Genomic DNA, 23,150 nt, shown 5'->3' with positions numbered 1-23,150 from the left:
AAGAAATCTCAGCACAAAAAAAGTACCGCCTCATATAAGACAATACTCTTAAAGTCTACTCATTCATTATCCACCCATTTTACGACGCGTTACACTCGGTCTTTTCGAGAGTTGGCTCTGCATTTGCTTTGCTGACCCTTTGCCGTTTATTGGATTATTATTATTTGCTTGTGCTTGTTTTTTACGTTCCAGCTGTTGCAATACAAGATCTCTTGCGCTAAGCTTTTTATCGTTAGACATATATTGTCTCCTTTTTGTTCGTCATATTCTTATTATAATATATTTTTGTTACATATAGCTATCTTTATTAATAAGTTCATTCGGAAGTGGCACCTAACCTATCCCCTAACTTAAGGGAGAAGAGGTTATTATTCTAGTAAAGTTTTATTTTTTCAAGCCTTTTTGAATTTTAATGATGTCTTCTTTTGATAAATCTGTTATTTGCTGCACATATTGAATCTCCGCATCATTTGTTAAGAGGCGTTGCGCGATTAATTCTTTTGTTTCTCTTTCTGCTTTTCTTTCTGCTTTTCTCTCTGCTTCCCTAACTCGTAGTTCCGCTTCCCGCTTTGCTGCTTCTTCATCCATAATGTGTTTCAGGCGTGATTCATAAGCCCAAAATTGTTCTGGGGTCATACTAAGCTCTTCCCAGTTATCAAAAGCCTTCCGTATTGTTTTATCCTCCATTGCAATCATCTCCAATTCATTAAAAATATCTTCATAAACTTTGTTTTTCCGATGATCGACCATACCAAGAAGTAATAACCATCTTGCTAAAATATCATTCCATGGATCTAGTTTATCTTCTTTCCATGACTTTAAAAGTTTAGGCATTTCCACAAAATGAAATTCCATAGCATTTGTTAGTTTGAATTTTTTCTCGTCTTCATATAAGTGATATGTCGTATGAAATTGATTCGTTTGCTCGAAAATATTAAAGTTCAGTATGTTGATTGAAATGACGGGGTTAAGCTCATTATAGCCCATTCCCGTTCTCAACTGATGACGGTAAATTCCTGACCAATAGTAAATAGAGCGTTTAACCATATTGTACTTATCAGTAAATTGTATTTCTACATGAATTCGTTCACCTGATAATGTAATAACTAATAAATTGAGTCTAGACCTTTTATCATCAACATATTCTCCGCCTGCTTCAATATTAGTGAAGGAAATATCTTTTATTGACTCTCGACCAGTTTTTTGCAAGATGGCATTTAAAAAAACGACGGTAATTTGTTTATTCTTTTCATTTCCAAATAGCTGCTTAAAAGCAAAATCGATTTTCAAATCCATTAACCGATGGAGTGCAACTCGTTTTAGTAACTTCAACTTTTTATTACTTTGGGATTTTGATTTATCTTTATTGTAGTCTGCTGGCTCATCTCTGACCTTATCAACCATACCGTAATTTAGAGGACTTTCTCGAAGTGATTTTGCTACTTGCATTATAACACATCCCTATACATTCATGAGGTCTTACTAAGATGTGATTCTAAATATACTATAACAAAATACGCAGAAGAGAACGAGTGTTCCTTCTTTTTATTTTATAAAATATGTACACATAAAGGCTCCATGCCAAGCGCTCGTTCAACTTACCAATAGTCCCCGAAGAAAACTTCTCCTTATTCGATAACTGTCATTCATGTTGTCATCCCTTCCCAAGTTTTATAACGATTAATTCCAAGTAACTTGCGGTCTAAGATTCTCATTGGGCTTTCTTGGATCAACATCTTGAGTTGCAGCCGACTTAATATTAATACGCCAGACTTGTGTCATGCAATTTCCTCCTTGATATTTTATAAAACCCGTGCATATAGACGGATGATCAAAATGCAACGAACAAAATAACAGTAGAATAGTATGCATGATGCATTAGTAATCTCACGAATAGGTTAAGTGTCCCAATTCTTGTTAAGCATATCAAAGCACCTACGCTTAAATAGTCTGGTTTTATTTTGATACAGCAAATAGACATACAACTTACTAATAATTAAGTGCTAAAAATAAAATCATAGGTAAAAAGCACATATTAGTTACTAAGTCGTATATCAATTAAAAACCTTTTATCAAACTCCTAATTCAAAATATACCCACCAAAAATCTCATCCAACAATCCCTTCCACTTCTTAAATTGCGGAATTAAATTAAACTGCATGATCTCCTGGACTGGCCCATACTTTTCATCTTCAAATTCGGTTACTACTAAATCTAATGCTTTACGAACTTTATTCGATTGCTCTTCAATTTGAACAGTTATGACTTCTTCAGCAAGCCTAGTTAAAGAAGATTCAATAGTTGAGAATCCTAACACAATATCACTAAATAGAATGGTTGCCTGCTCATATTTTCCTTCGTTCAATAATTGCTTTGCATGGACTAATCCTTCTTCTACTGTTTCGAGTAATGCACTTGCTTGTTTCATAATTTCAATTTGTTTTTCCACGTTTTATTACTCCCCTATTCATTGACTTACTTCGTGAACATCTTAATAGCTTAGTAATTGATATCAGAGTTCAACTGATTTTCTAAAACCAGTACTTCACCCTTCAAATCTGCCAGTCGCTCATTTAACTTACCAATCACTCCTGAAGAAAGTTTCTCTTCATAAGCGTACTCCGCTATACTTTTCATCTCGTAAAGCTTGAGTTCTATTTCCGCCAAAATATCATCTCGCTCTTTGCACCAGCGAAGTTGATCTTCTAGAATTTCTCTTTGTATTTGATAATTGTCACTCATATAGTCATCCCCCTACTAGTAATTATCACTAAGTAACAATTCAATTTTAATTAATAGACAAGCTCCTTTGCCTATTTATACTCAGCAAGTTAATGTTCTATATATTATATCGGCTATTTTAAACAATTCTTCAGTTTGCTACTGAGATAGAGTGCCACGTATTTACACTCCACTCATTACGACTACGAAGTAACTAGCTTAAAATCAATTTAACTTTAGCTTGTACCTATAAATTCTATAAGCAATGATTCTATCTGGTTCAAATCCTCTGGAAAAATCGCTACAAATTCATATTCCTTCAAACTCTTATAGAACTCTATTTTTCTAACCACTTTCTCTGTGTAACCGGGATAACGATTACTACCATACAGGCCAAAATATTCTACTATAATTTTTCTATTATCATATTGAATCATCCAATCTGGCAAATACACTTCATCATACTTCTCGTTTGTAAAACGATTCCCTTCTCGAGTGACTATTCCGCTTCGGAAAACATGAATTAATTCATTATGGACAAGCAACTCTTCGTGCGAATCACAAATTTGACCATCATCACCTACTAATAAGTTAAAATCTGCTAAAGAGAAATTATGTTCTGGAAATGCCTCGATTATCCACAAATGAATTTTGCTATCATAGTGTCGGTCGAGAACACTAACAAATCTTGGATGGTTCTTATTGAAATAAGCTCTACTTAGCTTGGTCAATTCCTGCTTAGTCTTTCGCTTGCTTTGACAATAAGATCGTAAAGCTTCTATTCTATTCTCTTTGCTATACCAATAACGGTTTGGGAGTCTTTTAAAATCAAGGATATCAAATTCATCTGGGAAGCAAGCTTGTATTATATTTATTGGTGAACCATCATATTGAGCAAGCAATCCACCATAACCTTGTGTCATAAGAAGTTTTTTCGTGAGGTGTTTTGGAATATCTGCATAAGGAATATCAACTTGTTTAATTAACTCTAGGATTGCTTTTCTAGCTATCTCCACATCATGCCAATATCTTTGGGGCTTATTAAAGTCTTTTATAGAAAATGCATTCGGAAACAAGTCCATTATAAATCTTGCGGGTGATTGGTTGTAGTAAGACAATGCACCGTTAAATTTATATTTATAAAGTAATTCTTGGGTAACTAATCTAGGAACGTCGCTGAAGGATATCTTCTCCATTTCAAGCATAATTAAAAAATGTCCTTTGAGTATTTCTTTGTTTTTTGCATAACCATTGGGAATTTTACGGAATTGGAATGGCCTAAAAGTATCTGGATATATTGCATTTATTAATTCAAATGGAGAGTCATGATATCGTTTCAGTGGATTAGAAAATCCCCACTTTATTAGCAAATCATATGTCACTATTTTAGGGACTTCCAATAAAGGGATATTATTATTGCGCAACATTTCTTCAAAACGCAACTTAACATTTTCAATATCTCCCCAATAACCCGCAGGGACACGGTGAAAATGGAATTCGTTAAATTCATTAAGATAAACAAATTGAAGTAATTTTTTTATTGATTTAAAACGGTTTAATGCTCCCCATAGTTTTAATTCCTTAATAGTAGGTCTATTGATTTTCGGAATATCTATTTTATTTAGTCCCTTCTTAATTTCTAAGGCATACCGAATAATAACGATGACATTCTGGTTACTTTGCCACGTTCCTTTGGGAAGACCCTTACGCTTACCAGTAAGTAATTCTTTATATATTAATATAATCGGTTGTATCTTAAGATCATCGTGATTCATCTTCCTATATGTTTTTAACATCTTTATCACCTGATATTATTATAACATATAATAGGAACGTTTGTTCTGTTTATGTGAATTTAATATACCTTATGTAGTTACTAATTAAAAAAAGACCCCAGCCTAAGCCAGAGTCTTTAAATATCAATATTACTGAAGTAACTGTAATACCCCTTGAGGCATTTGGTTGGCTTGCTTCGCCGCTACGTCTTTCAATCGTAGAATAGACTATATCTTCACCCTTAATTTCCTTAAGGGGCTGGGCACTTCGAATGATCGACTTCTGATCACCCTACGAATCTCATTGCCGTGAGCTTGAGCCTTTAGGCAGTGCATTCTAGTCGTTGAACCTTCGCCAGAGTTTCCTCGTAGGCGCTTGGCTGCTGATTATCCATTGTTGCATTGTTTTGTTTTTCGAACCATCACGCTTACCGTTTCCAGTTACGTTGTGGTACAAAACACTTTAGGAACTTCCAGCAATTCACCCAGTGGTAATCTAATCCGTTACCAGATTAGACGCCCTGCTCAACAATTACTGTAAGAGTTGTAATACTCCTTGAGGCATTTGTTGAGATTGAGCTAACATTGATTGTGCCGCTTGTGAAAGGATATTGTTCTTAGTGAACTCCATCATTTCTTTCGCCATCGTGCGAACATTTACTCTCATAAATGACTAGACTATATCTTCACCCTCTAATTCTAGTAGGGGCTGGGAGCTTCGGATTCTGATAGATTTGCGGCTCTATCATTCACCTATGAATTTCATCACCATTGCATTTGCGTTAGGTGGTCTATTCTAGTCGTTGAACCTTCTCCAGAGTTTCCTCACAGGAGCTCGGCTGCTGATTGCCCAATCTCGTCTTTTTTCTGACCTTCACATCTGCTGTTTCCAGCTCTGTTGTGGTAAGACAAGCTCTAAGGGTTTTCCAGCAATTCACCCAGTAGTTATCTCTAACCGTTACCAGTTAGGACGACTGTGACTATTCCTGCTATTAAGCAGCTAAGTCATAATCAACGTCACGGATACGTGATTCTGCAGCAGTTAGGTTTTCTTGAGAAGCACCTAAGTTGTTAATTGTATGTTCTAAACGGTTTTGATTCGCACCTAGTTTTGCACGTTCAGCAGACACAGCACTAATTGCAGCATCAACAAGGTCTAAGTTAGCATCATGCGCTGCTGCTCCAGTAGAAACATTAACACCATCTACTGTCAAATTAGTTGCACCCATATCCGCTATAGAAATTTCAAGTGTTTGACCAGTGTTCGCACCAATTTGTAATACTTGCGTAGTAAAATTACCATCTAAAAGTTTTTTACCGTTAAACTCAGTACGATCTTGAATTCCATCAAGTTCTTTAACTAATTCATCAATTTCATTTTGGATCGCTGTTAAGTCTTCTGTTTCTTGTGTTGCACCGTTACCTGATTGAACAGTAAGTTCACGCATACGTTGTAAAATAGCATGAGTTTCAGTTAAAGCACCTTCAGCAGTTTGGATTAGAGAAATCAAATTTGTTATCGTATCGGCGTTTAATCCACTACTTCTTTATGTTTCCATAAAGTTCAGATCATATCATCATCCACTTGGGATGCCCCGCGCTCGTGGGTAGGTTATCGGTCTGTATCCTCACTACCTGATCGTTACACCTTCCTAGTTACTTCTTACATACAATTCACTAGGCTTGGCTCGGTATTGCCCACCATCCACACTGCTTGTTTGGTTTGGGGTTCCACCGAATTCACGGAGTTATCATCTAAGTATTACTACTTAGAGCGGCATTTCTAGTTTACCGTCTTGAGCGTTTTTACCCGCCATTTCTAATCCATTGATTTGAGCACGCATTTTCTCAGAGATTGCAAGACCTGCTGCGTCATCTCCTGCTTTGTTAATACGAAGACCTGAAGAAAGTTTCTCCAATGAACCTTGTACTGCGTTTTGGTTTGCTCCTAATTGGCGATGTGCGTTAAGAGCTGAAATATTGTGATTAATAATCATGTTTTCCTTACCTCCATGTGTTTGTTTTCTAGCAAGTCACATCCTTGTGTCTTGCTGATCTATAGTTATTCCTTTTTCAAAGAACTACTATCAAAATAATTACCCACGATTTGTGAGTATGTACCTTGGCACTTTGAAATTAATTCATAACTGAAATTTCTTCCTATTGCTAGGACTTGGCCATAGTTATAAACTATTTCTGATGCTCTGATAGTTATATCGGCATGGGTTTAGAAATGTTTAATTCTTTTTATATCTTTTTTTAAAATTTTTATATAAATATAGTTTTAATTCTTAATTTCAATGATGAGTAATTTTCTCTTCCTATAGTAATTACAGTTAATTATATTTCTTATTGAATAAAAAAGAGACAGCAAAGATTTAATCCGTGCTGACTCAATGAATTTTTATTTAGTTTAGTTTTACAAAGCAACCTGCCCCAAAAACTCCGGCAACTGCCTCTCATTCTTATCCAACATAATCTGCCCCGGCTCAATCCCCTGCTCCCGCAGTACCTCAAGATTCTGCACAAGAAACTCATCACTACCAACAACATAAAAAATCCCATCTTTATCCGACGCAAGTTCTTTTACTCTTTCATAATAGTCCTTACGATTATCAACGAACTCCGATATAAACTTTTTATCATCTGAAGTCTCAAAGATATTCTTAAACAAGAAATCCTTTGATGAATCAACGTTTAGTGAATGAATCTGGTTAACATTGTCCCCATTCTCGAAATAATCAAGTACAAGCGGACGGAATGTTGCAAGTCCAACTCCTGCTGAAAGCAAGTAAACATTTTTATTTTCTCTTCGAAGTGGTACGTTCACACGCGTTTTAAAAACTGCAACTTTATCACCGATTTTATGCGTTCTTAAAGTTGCTTTGAACTCCGAACAATTTTCTCTGATGCGTGTAGTAATACCAATTGAGTTTTCCGTTGGTATCGTAGAGATTGACATATGACGAACTAGGGCACGGTTTGGTTTCTCTCCGGCATTAAAACCTTCCAGTCCCAAATGAATGTAAGAACCCTCTTCCCAAGTAAAGTCTTCTGGGCAGTCGAGCATATATGTTTTCACTTCTGGTGTTTCATCTATAATCTGATTTATTTTCGTCCAATATATTTGCAAGGTAAATTCTCCTCATCCTTTAAAGTTTTCTTCTACATCTAATATACATTAATTGATAATCATTCTCAATAAATTAGTTTATATTTATGCTTTTACCCACTTCCGAAGGTTACTTGAAAACATATACTAATATAAGATTGTAAATACTGAGGGATGATAAAATGCTCGATATAAAACACCTAAGTAGGGAAATCTTTGAAAACTGTAATTGCTCCGATCATCAAAATTCTAACTGCCGTTGTAGCCACGCTTTATGCGCTAATCGTTTTCGAATCCGTCTCAGCGGTCTAAAAGATAACTTGAATTATCGTCTGCGCAAGCTTGTTGGTCGAGTGGTGATATTAGAATTGGAGAATGCTAAAGATATTGAAGCGAGGATTTGTTTTGTTGGTTCTGATTTTATAGAAGTGGATATTGTCAGATTGGGGAAAGTGCTTATCCTTCCATTCGCAGAAATTAATGATATTAGATTTAAAGACGCTTAACATAAAGCAACTGCCAGAAGGTCAATCCCTGACAGTTGCTTTTTTCTTACTATTTTCAAGTATGGAGATGCTACAGATATCCGCAATCTTTACTTCTATTTTATCCTTACCAGCTCTTAGCGTAATCCTATCCTTATAAACATTCATTAGCTCGCCTTTCACCGAGTAATTCTCTAGTGCAACTCGAACCCGCTTATTTACCATAAGCAATAAATAAGCGCTCAAACTCAATCGGAAAAAGATTTGAATTAACTCTGGCGACACTGCGACAGTTTTTCCAAATTGAAAAGCTAGGCGCCTTCTAAAGCAAGGCTCAATTTTTTCTAATTCTGCTTCATCTTCCGGTGCTCGATATCGTCCCCTTAATTTTAACTTCATTATTTTTTCGTAAGGAATGATTATTTCTGTTTCTGATTTCGTCTCCAATAAGACAAAATCAAAGCCTACTAAAATTACCCTGCCCCATCTGGATTGTTTTTTACCCGAGCTGCTATGAAGTTTTACTTTCACTGCTTGCCCTTGCAATCCATCAAATGCATTTTGAAAAACTTCATTAACTCCTCTTTCACCTGAAAGTGCCAAATTGAGTAATTTTTGATTGGCTTTATTTATTCTTGCTTCGAGTAAATCTGTTTCGTCACTCGACATACATGTAGTTGGTGAAGGAAAGCTTGGCTGGTCAATTTTTTCAGGACAATCACAATGGGGAATACAAAAATCATCAGCCGCTCCGACTGGAACATATTCACCACATGTTATACATGTTTCTTTTTCCATACGTTCACCACCTTTATTTATCCAACGCCTTCAAATGCCGCTGCAGCCTCTCATGAATCCGCATAATCCCCCACATACCAAGCTCAATATCCCACATCACATTTCCAGAACGATACATATAATCACCCGGACGATGAAACAAGCCGCCTGCTCCGCCAATCAAATCTAAATTCGCTTTTTTCCCCAACACATTATGACCAACAAAGGATTCTACTCGAGAATTAATATCATTTGCATCGAAGTTCCAGGAGTGGCCGTGCAGATGAAAAGTATGTGCACGTCTTCGTTCTGCAGGGACCGCAAGCCTGACAACTACAGGGTCTCCAGCGTATGCTTCAAATAGTGGTGTCGCAGGATCACCAAATACCTCCGAATTAAACATATCCTCTAATTGCTTATGCGTTTTATAGCGATTAACCAGTCGCTCCGATTTATAGTTAAAGCCCCGCGATCCATCATCATACGTGTCAGCTAAATCATCATTTTCCTCGTCCGTTCCAAGTAATACTCCGTCTAACGGATCAATAATTACTTCATTATTTGCATCCCGTAAGCGCAGTCCATCATGCATAATCATGACAAACTCTCTTACGCTCGGAAGAAATGGATTTTTGAGAATAGCAGTCGCCCCTGTTTGAATTGTTTTTAACGTATATGGATCAAGCCATTCCGTCCCCCTAGGCTCTGCAATAAACACACCAAATGCCCCTTGCGAACGATGGTTGCGAATGTCTGCCATATCCCATAACCCGCATGCACCATGCGCCCCGTCGACAAACCAGCGATACGTGATTTCGTCCCCAGGTCCAACCGTTTGATCAGGATTAAATCCGACCGTCTCACCAGCTGAGGTTTGCACATCATAATCAAGCATTTGAGGATGTAGGGAAATGCGTAGGGACGACGGGTAAAATGCCTGCTCCTTCACTCGTGGATAAGGATAAATTCCGTTCTCGAACTCAAACAGCTCTTTTTTCAACATGCTTGTTAATTTTATCTCAACTGTTTCTCCAACTCTTCCTCGTAATATAAGTGGTTCTGGTGATTTTTTTCCCTCGAGAATTGCTTGGCGGTCTTCTTCAAGCGCAAAAATAATTCCGTATGGATCATGGTCACCATATTTGTTGTACTGAATCGGTGTTTGAAATGCGACGACATCATAGCGACGAATTTTACTATGTGGAGGACCAACACTCCAAACGTCCTTCGCTTTTTCTGGAGGTTTTCCTGTAGGATTTGGCAGGTCTTTCGTTCTTTCGTGTGGAGGTGTGCGATCTGCTAAATGAATCAGGTCTGGCACTTTCGCGTCGTATGCTCTGATTAATCCCCACAATCCATTCCAAAGGTCTTCTTCCGTTTCAAATGTCCATAAATAATCGCCAGCTCTCGGAATATACGTGTCAAAAGTAAAGGATTCCGAAATACCGATATGCTTCTGGGCTTCACTTTCAGAATCTAAATCTTGGCGCTCTCTCAGCCATTTAAGTCCATGAAGATTAAAACTATGCGACTCTTCCTGCGCACCTTGAAGCAAACGAATGCGAATCGTATCTCCTTCATATGCTTTGAAAACTGGCGTAATCGGATCCCCCTTCACATAGGAACTAAAGGAATACGCTGGGTCATGATCGTCACCAAGCCTGAACTGTAGTGGTTCATTTTTATAATTCACACCGAACACACCTGGGTCATCTTGAGAACCTGGGAAATTCGGGGGACTTAACGGAATACCGTCTTTATTAAATAACAGGGTAAAATCTTGGACAAATAAAGCATAATCACGATAATCGGGAATGAGTGGGTGTGTTACCGTAATCTCCGTCCCTTGGCTCACTTTTTCTCCAGTTTCGGAATCTAAAAAGCTAGAAAACCGCGGATGAATCACTCCACTGCCAAATACCCCGCGTTGCTGATGGATCGTCGCAAATAAATGATCATGGAAAAACCATGCTTTTAACTCAGAATCTGCATAGTATTCGTAGCGAATCGTCTCGCCAGGTAAAACTCCTGAATCATAATTCCAGCCAACATTTGCACCATCATTCACTAATACATCGAATTTTACAAAGTGGATATGGAGGCCATTTTCATATGTCCTTGTGACAAGCTGAAAAGCATCGCCATCAGATACATGCGGCACTCGGTTTGTGTAATTAATTCTTAGGCAAGACCCTGCAGGTGTATGGAAAACAAGTGGTTCAGGTTCTTTTTTCCCCGAGCAAACATCCTCGATATCTTCATCAAACACGAATATCCGCGCTTTTGGGTCATGCCAGCCTTCGCGGTTATAAACGATTGGTAATTCAATTAGCGAAACATTAAACTCATGAACGACTGCATTTTGTAAAACGGGATCAGAGAAAACTGCTCCAGGCCGAGGATTTGGAATCGCAGCATTTTCTTCAAGCTCTGTCATCCCCCTGCCACCAACAATTCCAAGGGGTGGACGCGGTGCTTTATACCCTACTTTTCCAGGGATAAAATTCGGAAAGCCTGGACGTTCTTTTGTTGGTTTTGGTGGTGCTTTTCTATCTGGTAAAGGTTGCAGCGCTTTAATTGGCACTCCATTTGGATAACATTGCGAGCCGTCTTGTAGTGTGTCAAAGAGCCGGTTCATTCCCCACATCCCCGCACCGAAATGTGGATAAAGGTGACAGTGAATAATCGCATCACCAATTGCCCCATGCAGGCTACCAAGCCCATACAATGGTTGAATATCATAATGTGATTGCGGACTTATCGACTGGGAATCGAGTATTTCTGAATTCGTATTTTGCGGGTCTTTAAACCATTGATGCACATGATAATGGAAGACATGCGTTTCCTTCACGCCGCCATGGATAACCCGAATTAACGCGGGATCACCAACATATCCTCTGAGAATTGGTGTCGCTGGATCTCCATACACCCATGAATCATGATGCACTTCCTCCCCGTCAGCGTCAGGAGCAACAACAGCTTCATCGATTAACTGCTTCCTGCGCCATTCGGGTTCATAACGATAATTTACCCCATGGAAAGACTCCGCCTCTTGTCCTGTCACAGGATTTAGCGGGCGATTTCCCGTCAGATCGTCGACTTCCATTTCATCTGTGAAAAACCAACCATACTCCCTGAACGATGGCAAAAACGGATGATGAATATCAGCAAACATGCCACTTTTAATTGGTCCGCCAGTAACTGGATCTGTCCAAGAGGAACCACGCTTCTGTACGAAAATTGCACCTGCGAGCCCATTTCCATTCGATCCCTTTTCTGAACTAGAAACATTCCCTAAATCCGAAAAGAAATGGACACCTTCATGTATGAGTTTTAAGTTGTACTGGATTTTTTCACCTTGTTTAACGAGTGTATTTGGATTGTATCCGACATTTGCGCCATCTGAAGTTCGTACGTCATATTCTGCTTCTTGAAAATGCATGCCAGCTTGAAAAGGGAGTTCGTTTTCGAAAAGGATCTCAATTTCATCCCCTTTATTTGCACGGATTACAAGGGGTTCGACGAGGTCTACTGGTGTGAACGGATTTTTCTTGACAAGTTTTTTTATTTTCTTTTCATTTTCCTTCAAAACATACATCATCCCATTCGGATTGTGGTCGCCGAAATTATTGACTACAATCCGTATAGAGATCGCAACGATATGAAATTTTCGCTTCATTTGGTTCGCCTCCTTTCTTTGTGGAGTGTGGTTAATCTTTTAATATCGGAATCTTAGGCCCGACTTCCCCTTCAATAAAGAAAACTTCAATGGCATGAATATGCACCTGCCACACGCGCTTTTCAAAAATCGCTTGCGTCGAAGTCTCGACATCTATTTCGACATGGTCATCAATCACTTGCTTGATCCTACCGATTAACATGAAAGGAAAATTAGGAATGAGTAAGAATATCTTGCTTCCTACTCCATTAATAAAATGCTGTATAAGTGCTTCATCATGAATATCATTAATCGATACATTTCCAGCCGTTGTGAAAATATCGCGTTTCATTTTTGTCCTCCTTTATGGTTTTATGTTAATGGAAAGACCGTTTCGCCGTCCCAATTTGCAGTGAATGCTGCGATTTTTTCAAATGGAATACTCAAAGGAATTGGATATTTAAAAAACGGTGCGTTCACCATCTTGATCGTCACTGGGAAAAGCGTGATATGCCCGAGTTCGACTTCCTCAATTGTTCCCGTGAATACTGGTCTGAATGTTTGACCAAGCAAGTTTAGTTGCGGGGATTCGGTAACAATTAAAATCTCTTTCTTTAAAAGCCCCATAAATTCCCGGTAAAGCTCATCATCGTATTGTTCATTACTCATTGAATGTCCTCCTTGTTTTTGAGGGTTATTTTATTGTATGCAGATTATATAGGATTCGATTGTTGGGGTAATTAGTTGGATTGGGTTTTGTGATTAGTTGGAATTGTGTATCGGTTGCCAAAAATGACTGGGCCTATTTTGATGGCCAATAAAGCCAATCTATCGGTCGACAAAAACGGCGATGCTAATTTTGATGGCCGATAAAACCAGTCTATCGGTCGACAAAAACGGCGATGCTAATTTTGATGGCCGATAAAACCAGTCTATCGGTCAACAAAAACGGCGATGCTAATTTTGATGGCCGATAAAACCAGTCTATCGGTCGACAAAAACGACGTTACCTATTTTGATGGCCGATAAAACCAGTCTATCAGTCGATAAAAACGACGTTGCCTATTTTGATAGCCGATAAAACCAGTCTATCGGTCGACAAAAACGACGTTGCCTATTTTGATGGCCGATAAAACCAGTCTATCGGTTGACAAAAACGGCGATGCTAATTTTGATGGCCGATAAAGACGGGATATTGGTCCGTAAAACCCACTAGTGGCATTTAGCGACCAATAAAGACGGGATATTGGCCCGTAAAATCCATTAGCAGCATTTAGCGACCGATAAAAATAGTTTATCGGTCCATAAAATTGATTAGCACCTTTTAGCGACCAATAAAATCACTTCTCGAATATCGAATCCGTTATCTGAGTTATAATCTTAAGAAAACGCAATGACTTCACGAGTTCTACACGATTTAAAGGAACGCTCAAGCGATGCTTCCAACCTCGCAATGTAATAGACTCTTTCGTCGTCTCATCAATTTTCCCAAAAAACTTTTTACCATCATCACACCCAACCTCAACCCAAGTATTTTTCCATCTAGCAAGATTTGTACGGAGCGTTTCTTCATGAAATTGTTGGATGAGAATTTCTCGTTGCGAAACCGTGGCGCCAAAGTTCTGGAGTAGCTTCATTCGAAGGTCATTATCGTAAATATAATGTTGGTGGGCGTTTGAGTAGTTTGGAATCCCGTAAGGCACATTCGCTGAGTCGATTTTCTCATACGGAATCCAGATGCGATTCTTCAAGTTCGTAATCATGACAAAGTCTCTCCCAATCGCATTCACTTTTCCCTCTGTATACTGCGACTCTCCATGCACCTGGTGATAGACTTCCACCTGCTGATTCCGCTTCATTTTAAAAAAACGCTTCAATGTTAATGCTTTTTTCAGATGTGGTCTTGCTTCTGTCACTTGAAATAAATTTTTCTGATCCATATATTGTTTAAATACCTTTGTTTCTTCCGTCGTTGCGAGATTCGTTGGCGATGTCAGTCCTTCCCCTTTTGCTAGATTTCGCTCATTGATTGGATCCTTCGTTGCCTCTTCCTTTTTCCTCTGCTCCAATAATTCCTTCACATATGCATCATGCCTGATTTCTTCCCCCATGCCGTCCTCCCTTTATTCATCAAGTAAACGACTGATATTTTCCATTAACTTCTCCGTGTTCACCTGCTTCCCCGCGATATTCATCGCATGTGTCGCGCGAATTTGATTCTCTCTATCTACTAAATACATATTCGTACTATGCGTGACAAAACCATTTTCATCCTTCATATAATACATCCCAAACTGCTCAGCAATCTCTTTCGTTTCACCTTTCGTTCCTCGTAAAATATACCAACCAGTAGAATCGACGCTAAAATTCGCCGCATAGTTTTTTAATACTTCCTCCGTATCAACTTCCGGATCAAGCGTAATTGTGACAATATCTACATCTGTACCAAACATCGCTTCCACTTTTAACTGCTCCTGAAGCACAGCTAAATCAACCATCGTCATCGGGCAAATATCTGGACAGTTCGTAAAAATAAACGCGACAATTTTTATGCTCTCATTATCAAAACTATATTCTTCAGTTAGTACTGAATCGAGCTCATTAGCATTTACCTCGGCGATATATGGTAAGCGGTTATTAATCTCAAAAAGCTTAATAACGAGAAAGGCTCCAAGCAAAACGATCAATCCGAGTATGGCGCGCTTCGTATGCTTTGTGATCATGCTATGCTTCACACCCTTATGGAATAAATAATTATCCGAAAAGCTAACAGAAAAACCACCGTCATAAAGATGCTAAAAATAATCATGTTTGTTTCGATAATCCCAGCGCTTGTTAAGGGCAATCCGCATAAAGTGGGATCTAGTACAACTGCTCCAACCATCGCACCGGTCATGCCACCCATCGTTCCGCCAAAAAAACCTGACAGCACCGAATGAAGTTTTACCATGGAACCGAAGAGAATCCCAATTACTCCCCCGAAACTCGTAAACACAATTGCTAAAATAGAAAAAGAAAATGGTAAAATAAAAGTTCCAATTAAACTAAGAACAAGTCCAACAACCATTGAAGCACTTAGCGAGATTACCATTGCATAACGATCACTAAATAATTTTCGTGAACGCCTTAAAATAGTGTAGCTTTTCCAACTGACGAAAATATTCACGACTAAGGCAATGCTCAAAAATAGCGTCATCCCATCACTCCTTGCTAGGAACTTTTCCTAGAGATAACCACCAAAGCAATGGACACACCAAGAAGAATTTCTACGAAAACAAGGAAGATGCGACTGTTATCCATAACTGCACCAATCATCGGTGCCATAATACCAATTAGTAATCCATTCGTGAAACCCGTCACAAAGGTTTGGTAATCAAACATCGCACCGAATGCGCCACCAACGATCATGCCAATAACTGCCGAGATAATTGTAATTTCCGTGAAGTGAAAGGGATATTGCAAACTTAGGATTACACCGGAAGCGAGCGCGACCATGCCGCCCATCAACATTGCGATATTCATGCCAAGCTGAAAACCAATCAACTTTCTTATGCGATAAAGATAAAAATAAAGCACAGCTATTACGAGGAAATTTCCATAAAAAAATAGAACAGTATAAATACTATTCATTTAGTTCACCTCTTATTTAGCTTATGCTTAAAATTTGAAAAGAGTATACAAACGTATACCCTTTTTATAAAATTCCGAGAGTAACTCCAACAATAATCGCAATTAGGAGTAATATTTTTTCTACATTTGTTACTTGATTTACATCTTCGGGGTTCACTTTCAACACGAGAAAGATACCAATTAAAAGTACGGCAGCTACAATTCCTGCTGCAAACGGCCTGTCTACTCCGACCCACACGGCACATAGTACAGCGAGAAATAAATAGAGAAAAGCTGGAACGAAGGCATATTTTACCCCAAACTTTTCAGTAATCCACACAACGGTAGTGTTTTTCTTCGGAGTCGCTTGCTTGTCAGCTTCCATATCAGGAATATGATGCACCATCACCCACCCCATGCAAATGAGCGCATTGATGATGGCATGTTGGTAAGCCCAAAGTGGAATTGTGTCCAAAAGAATCCACGGGCCAGCGATGCCTAGGAAGAAAATTGCAGGGAATAGACTGAGCCATTCACCGAGAAATGGGCGGTAGCTATAGCTAAATGGTGGAAGCGAATAGGATATCGCAGCCCAGACTCCAGCGACGATTAGGATTGTGATTTCAACTCTTCCTAAAAGTGCCATAATAAAACCAAATAGAAGCAATGCAGCTGCAACCCATTTGCCGAGTTTATAAACATGGGCTGGTTCTAGCATTCCTTCCTGGATCACACGACTTCCCCCTGATAAAACGGCAGGGCTATGTTCATCGGTGCCTGAAAGGAAATCAGCATAATCATTAAATAAATGTGTTAAGCCACCATGAACAGTCAGAGCGCCAAAACTAAGAAAGAGAAACATCAACACTAAATGCATGGTAGGAATCGATGTATGTAGAAAAAGTGGAAGTAAGCTTGCGAGAATAGCAACAAAACTTGAAGACACAACAGCAATGATTCGAAGTACCATCCATCCGCTCCGCAAACTTTTACTTATTGAACTTTCCATTGGAATTCCTCCTGCTACGAATTAATAGTAGTTTTTCACTAAATGTTTGCGTTCAAACCCTGAAGAAGTTAAAAAGTGAAGCATTGGATAGAGGTAATGGAAGAAATGGTTTGAGTGGCATAACGATATGTATGAATATTGAGAGATAGCTTCTAATTTGCTAAACGGTCAAGATTGGTTAATCCATCATTCCTCACCTTTTCCGAACACTTCATCAAAAGTAAAATACTCACCCTTTTCATATTCATCAAGTGATTTTTCCAGCTCGTCTTTAGATTCTTTATCTAGAAACGCTTCTTCAAGATTTATAAGCTTATCTAGATAGCTCTTTATTTCCGCGTATTTTTCATCTGGCAATTTCTCAATTAGTTTAAATAAATCCCATTTTGAAACGCCCATCATTCGGACCTCCCATTACAGAAATATTTAGATGCTCTAACCTAATTATATTAAATTCATTTTAATAGATTATCAGTATAATCGCAAAATACAATTAAAACATTTTCATAACTACCTACCACACCATAATCTGCACATAAACCTGCACTACAACATACAACACCACCGCATACTTCCAGTTATACCCAACACCATTTTTAAACACACTGAGTCCATTTGCGCCGCTCAATGTAATGACTGGCATAATTAATGGCGACAACAGAATCGATATTGCGCTTCCTGAAGTAATTGCTAGCACGATAACCTCTGGTGGATACGGCAAATCGATACTTCCCAAAATCCCACCAACGAGCGCCATTACTGTTAGTGGTCCAAGGCCGAAGAATCCTAAGATAATAATAATAAATGGTAAGAAATATAATAAATTCAGGAATGGGAACGTTGCTTGAAGCTCATAAATTCCGTCCACAACCATGACCGCAAAGCCAGTCTGATTCAAGGCATAAATCATTGTACCTGCACCAAGCATGACACAAAGCTGATACGAACTAGATACTATCCCATCTTTAAAATGCTCTCGTGTTTGTTTCCATAGTTTATGAGGTCGTTTTTTATAGAGAAAATAACTAATAATCCACACAACTACAACGAGCGGAATCAATACAAGTAATTCAATTTCCACAAATGCTTGCACAATAAAAATCGTTCCAAATAGCGAAACGAACAATACAACGAATTCGATTAGATCCCTTTTCATCCGACGATAATTTAATTTACTTTCACCGAGCACCTCTGCAAACTCCGATTGCAGTCCTGCCGTTAAGTCCACACCATATTTTTTCTCTTCAAAGTAGGAAAAAATCATTGCAATCACAACACCGACAATCGCTGCGCCTAACCCTTGTAAAATTGAAATATATAAAGAAGCATCCATAATTTCTACAATGAAAACAAAGCTCGGAATACTTACGACCCAAAGCGTTGATAATGCAAATCCCCGTAGTAACGCTGTCCCTTTAAAATTTTCCCAAGCCTCGCCTTTCTTATCTTCCAAAATTTGATCAACGAAATGATACACCATCTGTATGGAACCAAACAAAAGAAAATACGCGATGACTTGTGTAAATGAGATCACGCCTAGATAAAACCTACGACTTGTATTCAATAATTTATGTCCGAAGCCGACAATTGCTTCCATATAAGGTTCTTCGCGCAATACCCAACTAATCAGCGGTACGATAATCAGTAATCCAACCATATTACGCATGAAAACCAGGCCATGATAAAGTCCTTCAACTAGTGAAGTTCCTGATATGAGCAAGATTACAATCCCAACAGAGACCAATGCTAAAGGTAATTTTAGTTTTTTCACGGATAAAATCAGTACACTAAAAATCAGGATACCGAAACCTGATAGCGATAAAATTGTATGTAGCAAAGCATTTTCATAAAAATAAGTAAAAAAATGCAATACAGCATATACAATAATTGATAAGCTTAAACCCGTTTTATTAAAGCTAAGCATTGGCAAGACTCCCTGTTGCGACGATAGTTTGATATATTAATTTTGACATAAACGGGTGGGAAAAGCTAGGGAGTGGGGCAATTCCTGAAAGTTTTCAAAAAAATAGAAGACAGCTCTAAACTGTCCCCAATTGTTAATATTTACTCTTGAATGTTATTCTCTTTCCTGTACAATTGAAGAATATATTAAAAATTCAAATTCCCCATTGATACATATTTCGTTTCAAGATACGCTTCGATTCCTTCCGTTCCACCTTCTCTTCCAAGACCACTTTCTTTCATTCCACCAAAAGGTACATGCGCTGCTGAAACAGCGCCATCATTCCATCCAATAATGCCATACTCTAAGTTCTCGGACAAATAATGACCAATTTTATAGTCGTTTGTAAAGAAGTATGCAGCTAGACCATACGGTGTATCATTCGCAATTTTAATAGCTTCATCGAGATCTGAAAATGAAATAATAGGTGCGACTGGTCCAAACGTTTCTTCATGCATAATTTGCATGTCATCCGTAGCATTAGCTAAGACCGTTGGCGAAATAAAAAAGTATCCTTTATCTTCATCTGTATTATATTCTGCACCAGTTAATACTTTTGCACCTTTTCTTTCCGCATCATCAATTTGTTCAACAATCTTATCAAATGCTTTTTTATTGATCACAGGTCCGATTGTCGTCTCTTCTTCTAACCCATTTCCGACAACTAACTTTTTTGTTTCAGCAACGAAGGCTTTTGAAAATTCTTCTAAAATGGATTCGTGTACGATAATTCGATTCGCACAGACACAGGTTTGTCCGGCATTTCGAAACTTAGAGAGAACTGCTTGTTTAGCTGCGTGCTCGATGTCTGCATCTTCGGCAACAATAATCGGAGCGTGGCCACCTAATTCCATCGTTACAGACTTCACCGTTTCTGCACTGGATTTGATCAGACTTTTTCCTATTGATGTAGATCCCGTAAAAGTAATCTTTCGAATCAATTTACTCTCCGTAAAAATATCTCCAACGACACTTCCTCTTCCATTCACGCATTGCAGAACGTCTTTTGGAATACCTGCTTCATGTGCTAGTTCAATTAATCTAATTGTCGTTAGCGGCGTCTCTTCAGCTGGCTTAACAAGGAAAGTACATCCAGCAGCAAGTGCTGGAGCTGCTTTTCTTGTCATCATTGCAGCTGGAAAGTTCCACGGTGTAATTGCTGCAACGACACCAATTGGATGCTTCGTTACTTCTAATTTTTTTGCATTATCATGACTTGGAATAATCCGACCATAAATTCGCTTTGCTTCTTCCGCATACCAATCAATATAGCTTGTCGCATAATCTACTTCTCCGCGTGATTCAAAAATCGGTTTCCCATTTTCCCTGGTCATTAACTCCGCAATCTCTTCTTTATTCTCTTGAATTAATTGAGACCATTTTTTCAATAAACTTGAACGGTCATGAGCATTTCTTTTTTTCCAAGAAGAAAATGCAACATGTGCATCTTCTATCTTATTTTCAATTTCTTCTACAGAATCCCTTTCCACCGTATTTACAATTTCACCTGTCGCGGGATTTTTAACAGTTAACAAGTCTACCATTTTTACAACTCCCTCTATATTTGAGCTTAGAAGTTAATACATACGTTTTCATAAAATATTTAGTTTCATAGATTAATCTTTGTAAAAACACAATAAATTTATTACGTATTTTTATTGATTTAATAGTATATTTATTAATACAAAAATGCTAAGACATATCTAATCAACATTTATTGACAATGAATACGTTTTCACATAATATTAAATTTAATAAATATTGTTTGTCAAAGGAGGCTCATATATGGTTTCTTCAAAAGATGTTGCTAGAATTGCGAATGTATCACAATCAACTGTATCAAGAGTATTAAATCAACCACATAAAGTAAATCCAGTTACGAAACAAAAAGTACTTGAAGTAATTAAAAGTTTAGATTATCGGCCAAACTCTATTGCTCGTTCTTTAGTAAGTAAAGAAACGAGGTCAATTGCATTAATCTCTGGGCAATTACATAACCCATTTTTTGCCGAATCTACTACATCAATTGTAAGGTTTGCAAATTCTAAAGGATTTAGTATAAACGTACATTTTGACGATTTAGGTGATAATTTTAATGTGTATCAAGATGTCTTGAGCCATCAAGTTGATGGCATTATTTTATCTTCAATTTTATATGAAGATCCTGTCTATGAAAAGCTCATCAATCATAATATTCCTTTTGTAATGTTTAACCGTAAGCATAAAAAGGAAGGTAATTTTGTTGAAATAGATAACTTTAAAGCAGGTTTCTTAGCAGCTGAATGCCTAATTAACAACAATCATCAAGAAATTGTATGGATAGGTGGTACGCTATCAACCTCTACTTTTTATAATAGACATAGAGGATTCTTGAAAGCTTTACATAATTATGAACTACCTATTAAAGAAGAAAACACTATTATTACAGATACTACTGAAAAGGATGTCCATCAGAAAACAATTCAAGTAATTGCTAGAAAAAATCGTCCAACCGCGATATTTGCTGCTACTGATTCAATCGCATTTTATGTTATGGATATACTAATTAAAAATGGCTTTAAAATCCCAGAAGATATAAGTATCATCGGTATTGATAATGTAAACTTTAGTGCACATCAAACAATTCAATTAAGCACTGTTGGAACTGTAGATGATGATAATATAGGAAGAATAGCTATCGAATATTTAATCGATTTAATCAATAATAAAGATAATTCTTCTGGTGTAATACATAAAACTATAGATACAAAACTAATCAATCGTGGTACAGTACGAAAAATTTAAAATTGTAGTTTGGAAAAATAAAGTTGAAACAATATCTTTTATTGTATCTTACTTTATTTTTTCTTTTAAAAGATAGTTGCTATTCATCCATTTTGACTACTAATCTTGCTACATCACCTGTTGCTAAACGATCAAACCCCTCATTAATTTCATCCAATGATATGGTATCGGTTAACAATTTATCAATTGGTAGTCTTCCTTGTTTATAAAGCTCAATAAATCTTGGAATATCTCTGGTCGGAACACAACTACCTACGTACGACCCTTTAATTGTCCTTTCTTCAGCTGTAAGCGTGACTTGCGGAAAGGCAAATTTATGCTCCGGATCTGGAAGTCCTGTTGTCACGGTTGTTCCACCTCTTTTCGTCACTTGATAAGCAACCTCCATCGCTGGAACAACACCAGCTGTTTCAAATGCATAGTCAACTCCACCATCATATTTCTCTTTTATTTGTTGCACAATGCTTTCATCCTTTGAGTTGTATACGTCAGTAGCACCTAATTTTTTTGCAGTTTCTAATTTACTATCGTTAATATCAATTGCAATAATATCACGTGCACCAGCAAGTTTAGCACCTAGTAAACTATTTAATCCGATTCCACCCATACCTACTACCGCCACTGTACTTCCCATACTAATATTAGCAGTATTCGTTACTGCTCCAACGCCAGTAATTACAGCACAGCCAAAAACAGCAAGCTTTTCGAATGGAATATCCCGATCAACTTTAACGATTGAATTCGTAGAAACTACAGCATATTCAGCAAACCCGGAGACACCTAGGTGGTGGTGTAAATAATCTTGATTACGATTGAATCTATTTCCTCCCTCTAACATTTCCCCCTTGTTATTTGCGACCGATCCGTTTTCACAGAGAGCAGGTCTACCCTCTCTACAAAAATCACAATAGCCGCAGCTTGGTATAAAGGTACAAACGACATGGTCCCCAATCTCAAAATCCTTTACACTTTCACCTAACTGCACGATTTTACCTGCAGCCTCATGGCCTAAGACCATCGGAGTTGGACGTGGTCGACTACCATTAATAACTGACAAATCAGAATGACATAATCCGATTGCTTTAATTTTAATTAATACCTCATTTGCTCTTGGTTCTTGTAATTCTACTGTTTCAATTTGAAGTGGCCTACTTTCCGAATAGGGGGTAGGTAAACCAGCTTCATAAAGTATTGCAACTTTTGTTTTTATTTTAAACACCACTTTCCATTACTAAATTTTAAAGCTAGGTTAAAGTA

At 37.8% G+C, this 23,150-nt stretch carries 22 protein-coding genes and 2 pseudogenes; 2 read left to right on the top strand and 22 right to left on the bottom strand.

The window, feature by feature from the left end:
* Window positions 1-66 precede the first annotated feature (66 nt).
* The 9 genes and pseudogenes from ACXYMZ_RS03005 to ACXYMZ_RS02965 form a co-directional block, all read right to left on the bottom strand.
* Window positions 67-240 carry a hypothetical protein gene (locus tag ACXYMZ_RS03005; RefSeq protein WP_458946868.1) on the bottom strand — a complete coding sequence of 58 codons (174 nt, stop codon included), beginning with the start codon at window positions 238-240 and terminating at the stop codon, window positions 67-69.
* A 144-nt stretch (window positions 241-384) separates the two neighbouring features.
* Window positions 385-1,449: an Rpn family recombination-promoting nuclease/putative transposase gene (locus ACXYMZ_RS03000; RefSeq protein ID WP_458946867.1), complete on the bottom strand. Its 1,065-nt coding sequence runs from the start codon at window positions 1,447-1,449 to the stop codon at window positions 385-387.
* 631 nt (window positions 1,450-2,080) lie between these two features.
* Window positions 2,081-2,449 (bottom strand): hypothetical protein, encoded by a 369-nt coding sequence (locus ACXYMZ_RS02995; RefSeq protein WP_458946866.1) that lies wholly within the window; start codon window positions 2,447-2,449, stop codon window positions 2,081-2,083.
* 50 nt (window positions 2,450-2,499) lie between these two features.
* A complete protein-coding gene (locus tag ACXYMZ_RS02990; protein ID WP_458946865.1) occupies window positions 2,500-2,742 on the bottom strand; it encodes a hypothetical protein in 243 nt (80 codons plus the stop codon).
* Window positions 2,743-2,957: 215 nt separating this feature from the next.
* Window positions 2,958-4,496 (bottom strand): hypothetical protein, encoded by a 1,539-nt coding sequence (locus ACXYMZ_RS02985; protein ID WP_458946864.1) that lies wholly within the window; start codon window positions 4,494-4,496, stop codon window positions 2,958-2,960.
* A 532-nt stretch (window positions 4,497-5,028) separates the two neighbouring features.
* Window positions 5,029-5,163 carry a flagellin gene (locus tag ACXYMZ_RS02980; protein ID WP_458946863.1) on the bottom strand — a complete coding sequence of 45 codons (135 nt, stop codon included), beginning with the start codon at window positions 5,161-5,163 and terminating at the stop codon, window positions 5,029-5,031.
* A gap of 343 nt (window positions 5,164-5,506) precedes the next feature.
* Window positions 5,507-6,004 (bottom strand): annotated as a pseudogene (locus ACXYMZ_RS02975) (flagellin N-terminal helical domain-containing protein); the annotation flags it as partial.
* 282 nt (window positions 6,005-6,286) lie between these two features.
* Window positions 6,287-6,493 (bottom strand): annotated as a pseudogene (locus tag ACXYMZ_RS02970) (flagellin N-terminal helical domain-containing protein); the annotation flags it as partial.
* A gap of 422 nt (window positions 6,494-6,915) precedes the next feature.
* Window positions 6,916-7,629, bottom strand: coding sequence for a ferredoxin reductase domain-containing protein (locus ACXYMZ_RS02965; RefSeq protein WP_458946862.1), 714 nt, complete (start codon window positions 7,627-7,629; stop codon window positions 6,916-6,918).
* A 161-nt stretch (window positions 7,630-7,790) separates the two neighbouring features.
* On the opposite strand from ACXYMZ_RS02965, the gene ACXYMZ_RS02960 reads away from it, so the two are divergent.
* Window positions 7,791-8,114: a hypothetical protein gene (locus ACXYMZ_RS02960; protein WP_458946861.1), complete on the top strand. Its 324-nt coding sequence runs from the start codon at window positions 7,791-7,793 to the stop codon at window positions 8,112-8,114.
* Between the two features lie 21 nt (window positions 8,115-8,135).
* Here ACXYMZ_RS02960 and ACXYMZ_RS02955 read toward each other — a convergent pair whose 3' ends face one another.
* The 12 genes from ACXYMZ_RS02955 to ACXYMZ_RS02900 form a co-directional block, all read right to left on the bottom strand.
* Entirely contained in the window at window positions 8,136-8,891 is a 756-nt protein-coding gene (locus ACXYMZ_RS02955; protein ID WP_458946860.1) for a hypothetical protein, read from the bottom strand.
* Window positions 8,892-8,904: 13 nt separating this feature from the next.
* Complete coding sequence (locus ACXYMZ_RS02950) at window positions 8,905-12,549, bottom strand: multicopper oxidase domain-containing protein (protein WP_458946859.1); 3,645 nt, start codon at window positions 12,547-12,549, stop codon at window positions 8,905-8,907.
* Between the two features lie 31 nt (window positions 12,550-12,580).
* Complete coding sequence (locus tag ACXYMZ_RS02945; RefSeq protein WP_458946858.1) at window positions 12,581-12,880, bottom strand: hypothetical protein; 300 nt, start codon at window positions 12,878-12,880, stop codon at window positions 12,581-12,583.
* Between the two features lie 20 nt (window positions 12,881-12,900).
* On the bottom strand, window positions 12,901-13,197 hold the full coding sequence (locus tag ACXYMZ_RS02940) for a hypothetical protein (RefSeq protein ID WP_458946857.1): 297 nt from the start codon (window positions 13,195-13,197) through the stop codon (window positions 12,901-12,903).
* A 671-nt stretch (window positions 13,198-13,868) separates the two neighbouring features.
* Entirely contained in the window at window positions 13,869-14,639 is a 771-nt protein-coding gene (locus ACXYMZ_RS02935) for a hypothetical protein (RefSeq protein WP_458946856.1), read from the bottom strand.
* Between the two features lie 12 nt (window positions 14,640-14,651).
* A complete protein-coding gene (locus ACXYMZ_RS02930) occupies window positions 14,652-15,251 on the bottom strand; it encodes an SCO family protein (RefSeq protein WP_458946855.1) in 600 nt (199 codons plus the stop codon).
* A gap of 8 nt (window positions 15,252-15,259) precedes the next feature.
* Window positions 15,260-15,724 carry a hypothetical protein gene (locus ACXYMZ_RS02925; protein ID WP_458946854.1) on the bottom strand — a complete coding sequence of 155 codons (465 nt, stop codon included), beginning with the start codon at window positions 15,722-15,724 and terminating at the stop codon, window positions 15,260-15,262.
* Between the two features lie 14 nt (window positions 15,725-15,738).
* The gene (locus ACXYMZ_RS02920) at window positions 15,739-16,158 is read right to left on the bottom strand and encodes a hypothetical protein (protein WP_458946853.1); all 420 of its coding nucleotides are present in this window, start codon (window positions 16,156-16,158) and stop codon (window positions 15,739-15,741) included.
* Window positions 16,159-16,222: 64 nt separating this feature from the next.
* A complete protein-coding gene (locus ACXYMZ_RS02915) occupies window positions 16,223-17,146 on the bottom strand; it encodes a prenyltransferase (RefSeq protein WP_458946852.1) in 924 nt (307 codons plus the stop codon).
* 186 nt (window positions 17,147-17,332) lie between these two features.
* Window positions 17,333-17,545, bottom strand: a complete 213-nt coding sequence (locus ACXYMZ_RS02910; protein ID WP_458946851.1) for a hypothetical protein — start codon at window positions 17,543-17,545, stop codon at window positions 17,333-17,335.
* 115 nt (window positions 17,546-17,660) lie between these two features.
* The gene (locus tag ACXYMZ_RS02905; protein WP_458946850.1) at window positions 17,661-19,070 is read right to left on the bottom strand and encodes a hypothetical protein; all 1,410 of its coding nucleotides are present in this window, start codon (window positions 19,068-19,070) and stop codon (window positions 17,661-17,663) included.
* A 185-nt stretch (window positions 19,071-19,255) separates the two neighbouring features.
* Window positions 19,256-20,653 carry an NAD-dependent succinate-semialdehyde dehydrogenase gene (locus ACXYMZ_RS02900; RefSeq protein ID WP_458946849.1) on the bottom strand — a complete coding sequence of 466 codons (1,398 nt, stop codon included), beginning with the start codon at window positions 20,651-20,653 and terminating at the stop codon, window positions 19,256-19,258.
* Between the two features lie 241 nt (window positions 20,654-20,894).
* Between ACXYMZ_RS02900 and ACXYMZ_RS02895 the strand changes: the two genes are divergently transcribed.
* The gene (locus ACXYMZ_RS02895; protein ID WP_458946848.1) at window positions 20,895-21,893 is read left to right on the top strand and encodes a LacI family DNA-binding transcriptional regulator; all 999 of its coding nucleotides are present in this window, start codon (window positions 20,895-20,897) and stop codon (window positions 21,891-21,893) included.
* Between the two features lie 79 nt (window positions 21,894-21,972).
* On the opposite strand, the gene ACXYMZ_RS02890 is transcribed toward ACXYMZ_RS02895, so the two are convergent.
* Window positions 21,973-23,103, bottom strand: coding sequence for a zinc-dependent alcohol dehydrogenase family protein (locus ACXYMZ_RS02890; RefSeq protein WP_458946911.1), 1,131 nt, complete (start codon window positions 23,101-23,103; stop codon window positions 21,973-21,975).
* Window positions 23,104-23,150 lie beyond the last annotated feature (47 nt).

The organism is Oceanobacillus sp. CAU 1775, assembly GCF_054482815.1.
The sequence above is the reverse complement of the archived record's forward strand: the minus strand, read 5'-3'. Positions and strand labels throughout refer to the sequence as shown.

Excerpts from the sequence above, each read along its gene's own strand:
- ACXYMZ_RS03005 (WP_458946868.1), bottom strand. The coding sequence starts at position 240 with ATGTCTAACGATAAAAAGCTTAGCGCAAGAGATCTTGTATTGCAACAG.
- ACXYMZ_RS03000 (WP_458946867.1), bottom strand. The coding sequence starts at position 1,449 with ATGCAAGTAGCAAAATCACTTCGAGAAAGTCCTCTAAATTACGGTATG.
- ACXYMZ_RS02990 (WP_458946865.1), bottom strand. The coding sequence starts at position 2,742 with ATGAGTGACAATTATCAAATACAAAGAGAAATTCTAGAAGATCAACTT.
- ACXYMZ_RS02985 (WP_458946864.1), bottom strand. The coding sequence starts at position 4,496 with ATGAATCACGATGATCTTAAGATACAACCGATTATATTAATATATAAA.
- ACXYMZ_RS02980 (WP_458946863.1), bottom strand. The coding sequence starts at position 5,163 with ATGAGAGTAAATGTTCGCACGATGGCGAAAGAAATGATGGAGTTCACT.
- ACXYMZ_RS02960 (WP_458946861.1), top strand. The coding sequence starts at position 7,791 with ATGCTCGATATAAAACACCTAAGTAGGGAAATCTTTGAAAACTGTAAT.
- ACXYMZ_RS02955 (WP_458946860.1), bottom strand. The coding sequence starts at position 8,891 with ATGGAAAAAGAAACATGTATAACATGTGGTGAATATGTTCCAGTCGGA.
- ACXYMZ_RS02950 (WP_458946859.1), bottom strand. The coding sequence starts at position 12,549 with ATGAAGCGAAAATTTCATATCGTTGCGATCTCTATACGGATTGTAGTC.
- ACXYMZ_RS02945 (WP_458946858.1), bottom strand. The coding sequence starts at position 12,880 with ATGAAACGCGATATTTTCACAACGGCTGGAAATGTATCGATTAATGAT.
- ACXYMZ_RS02940 (WP_458946857.1), bottom strand. The coding sequence starts at position 13,197 with ATGAGTAATGAACAATACGATGATGAGCTTTACCGGGAATTTATGGGG.
- ACXYMZ_RS02935 (WP_458946856.1), bottom strand. The coding sequence starts at position 14,639 with ATGGGGGAAGAAATCAGGCATGATGCATATGTGAAGGAATTATTGGAG.
- ACXYMZ_RS02930 (WP_458946855.1), bottom strand. The coding sequence starts at position 15,251 with ATGATCACAAAGCATACGAAGCGCGCCATACTCGGATTGATCGTTTTG.
- ACXYMZ_RS02925 (WP_458946854.1), bottom strand. The coding sequence starts at position 15,724 with ATGACGCTATTTTTGAGCATTGCCTTAGTCGTGAATATTTTCGTCAGT.
- ACXYMZ_RS02920 (WP_458946853.1), bottom strand. The coding sequence starts at position 16,158 with ATGAATAGTATTTATACTGTTCTATTTTTTTATGGAAATTTCCTCGTA.
- ACXYMZ_RS02915 (WP_458946852.1), bottom strand. The coding sequence starts at position 17,146 with ATGGAAAGTTCAATAAGTAAAAGTTTGCGGAGCGGATGGATGGTACTT.
- ACXYMZ_RS02910 (WP_458946851.1), bottom strand. The coding sequence starts at position 17,545 with ATGGGCGTTTCAAAATGGGATTTATTTAAACTAATTGAGAAATTGCCA.
- ACXYMZ_RS02905 (WP_458946850.1), bottom strand. The coding sequence starts at position 19,070 with ATGCTTAGCTTTAATAAAACGGGTTTAAGCTTATCAATTATTGTATAT.
- ACXYMZ_RS02900 (WP_458946849.1), bottom strand. The coding sequence starts at position 20,653 with ATGGTAGACTTGTTAACTGTTAAAAATCCCGCGACAGGTGAAATTGTA.
- ACXYMZ_RS02895 (WP_458946848.1), top strand. The coding sequence starts at position 20,895 with ATGGTTTCTTCAAAAGATGTTGCTAGAATTGCGAATGTATCACAATCA.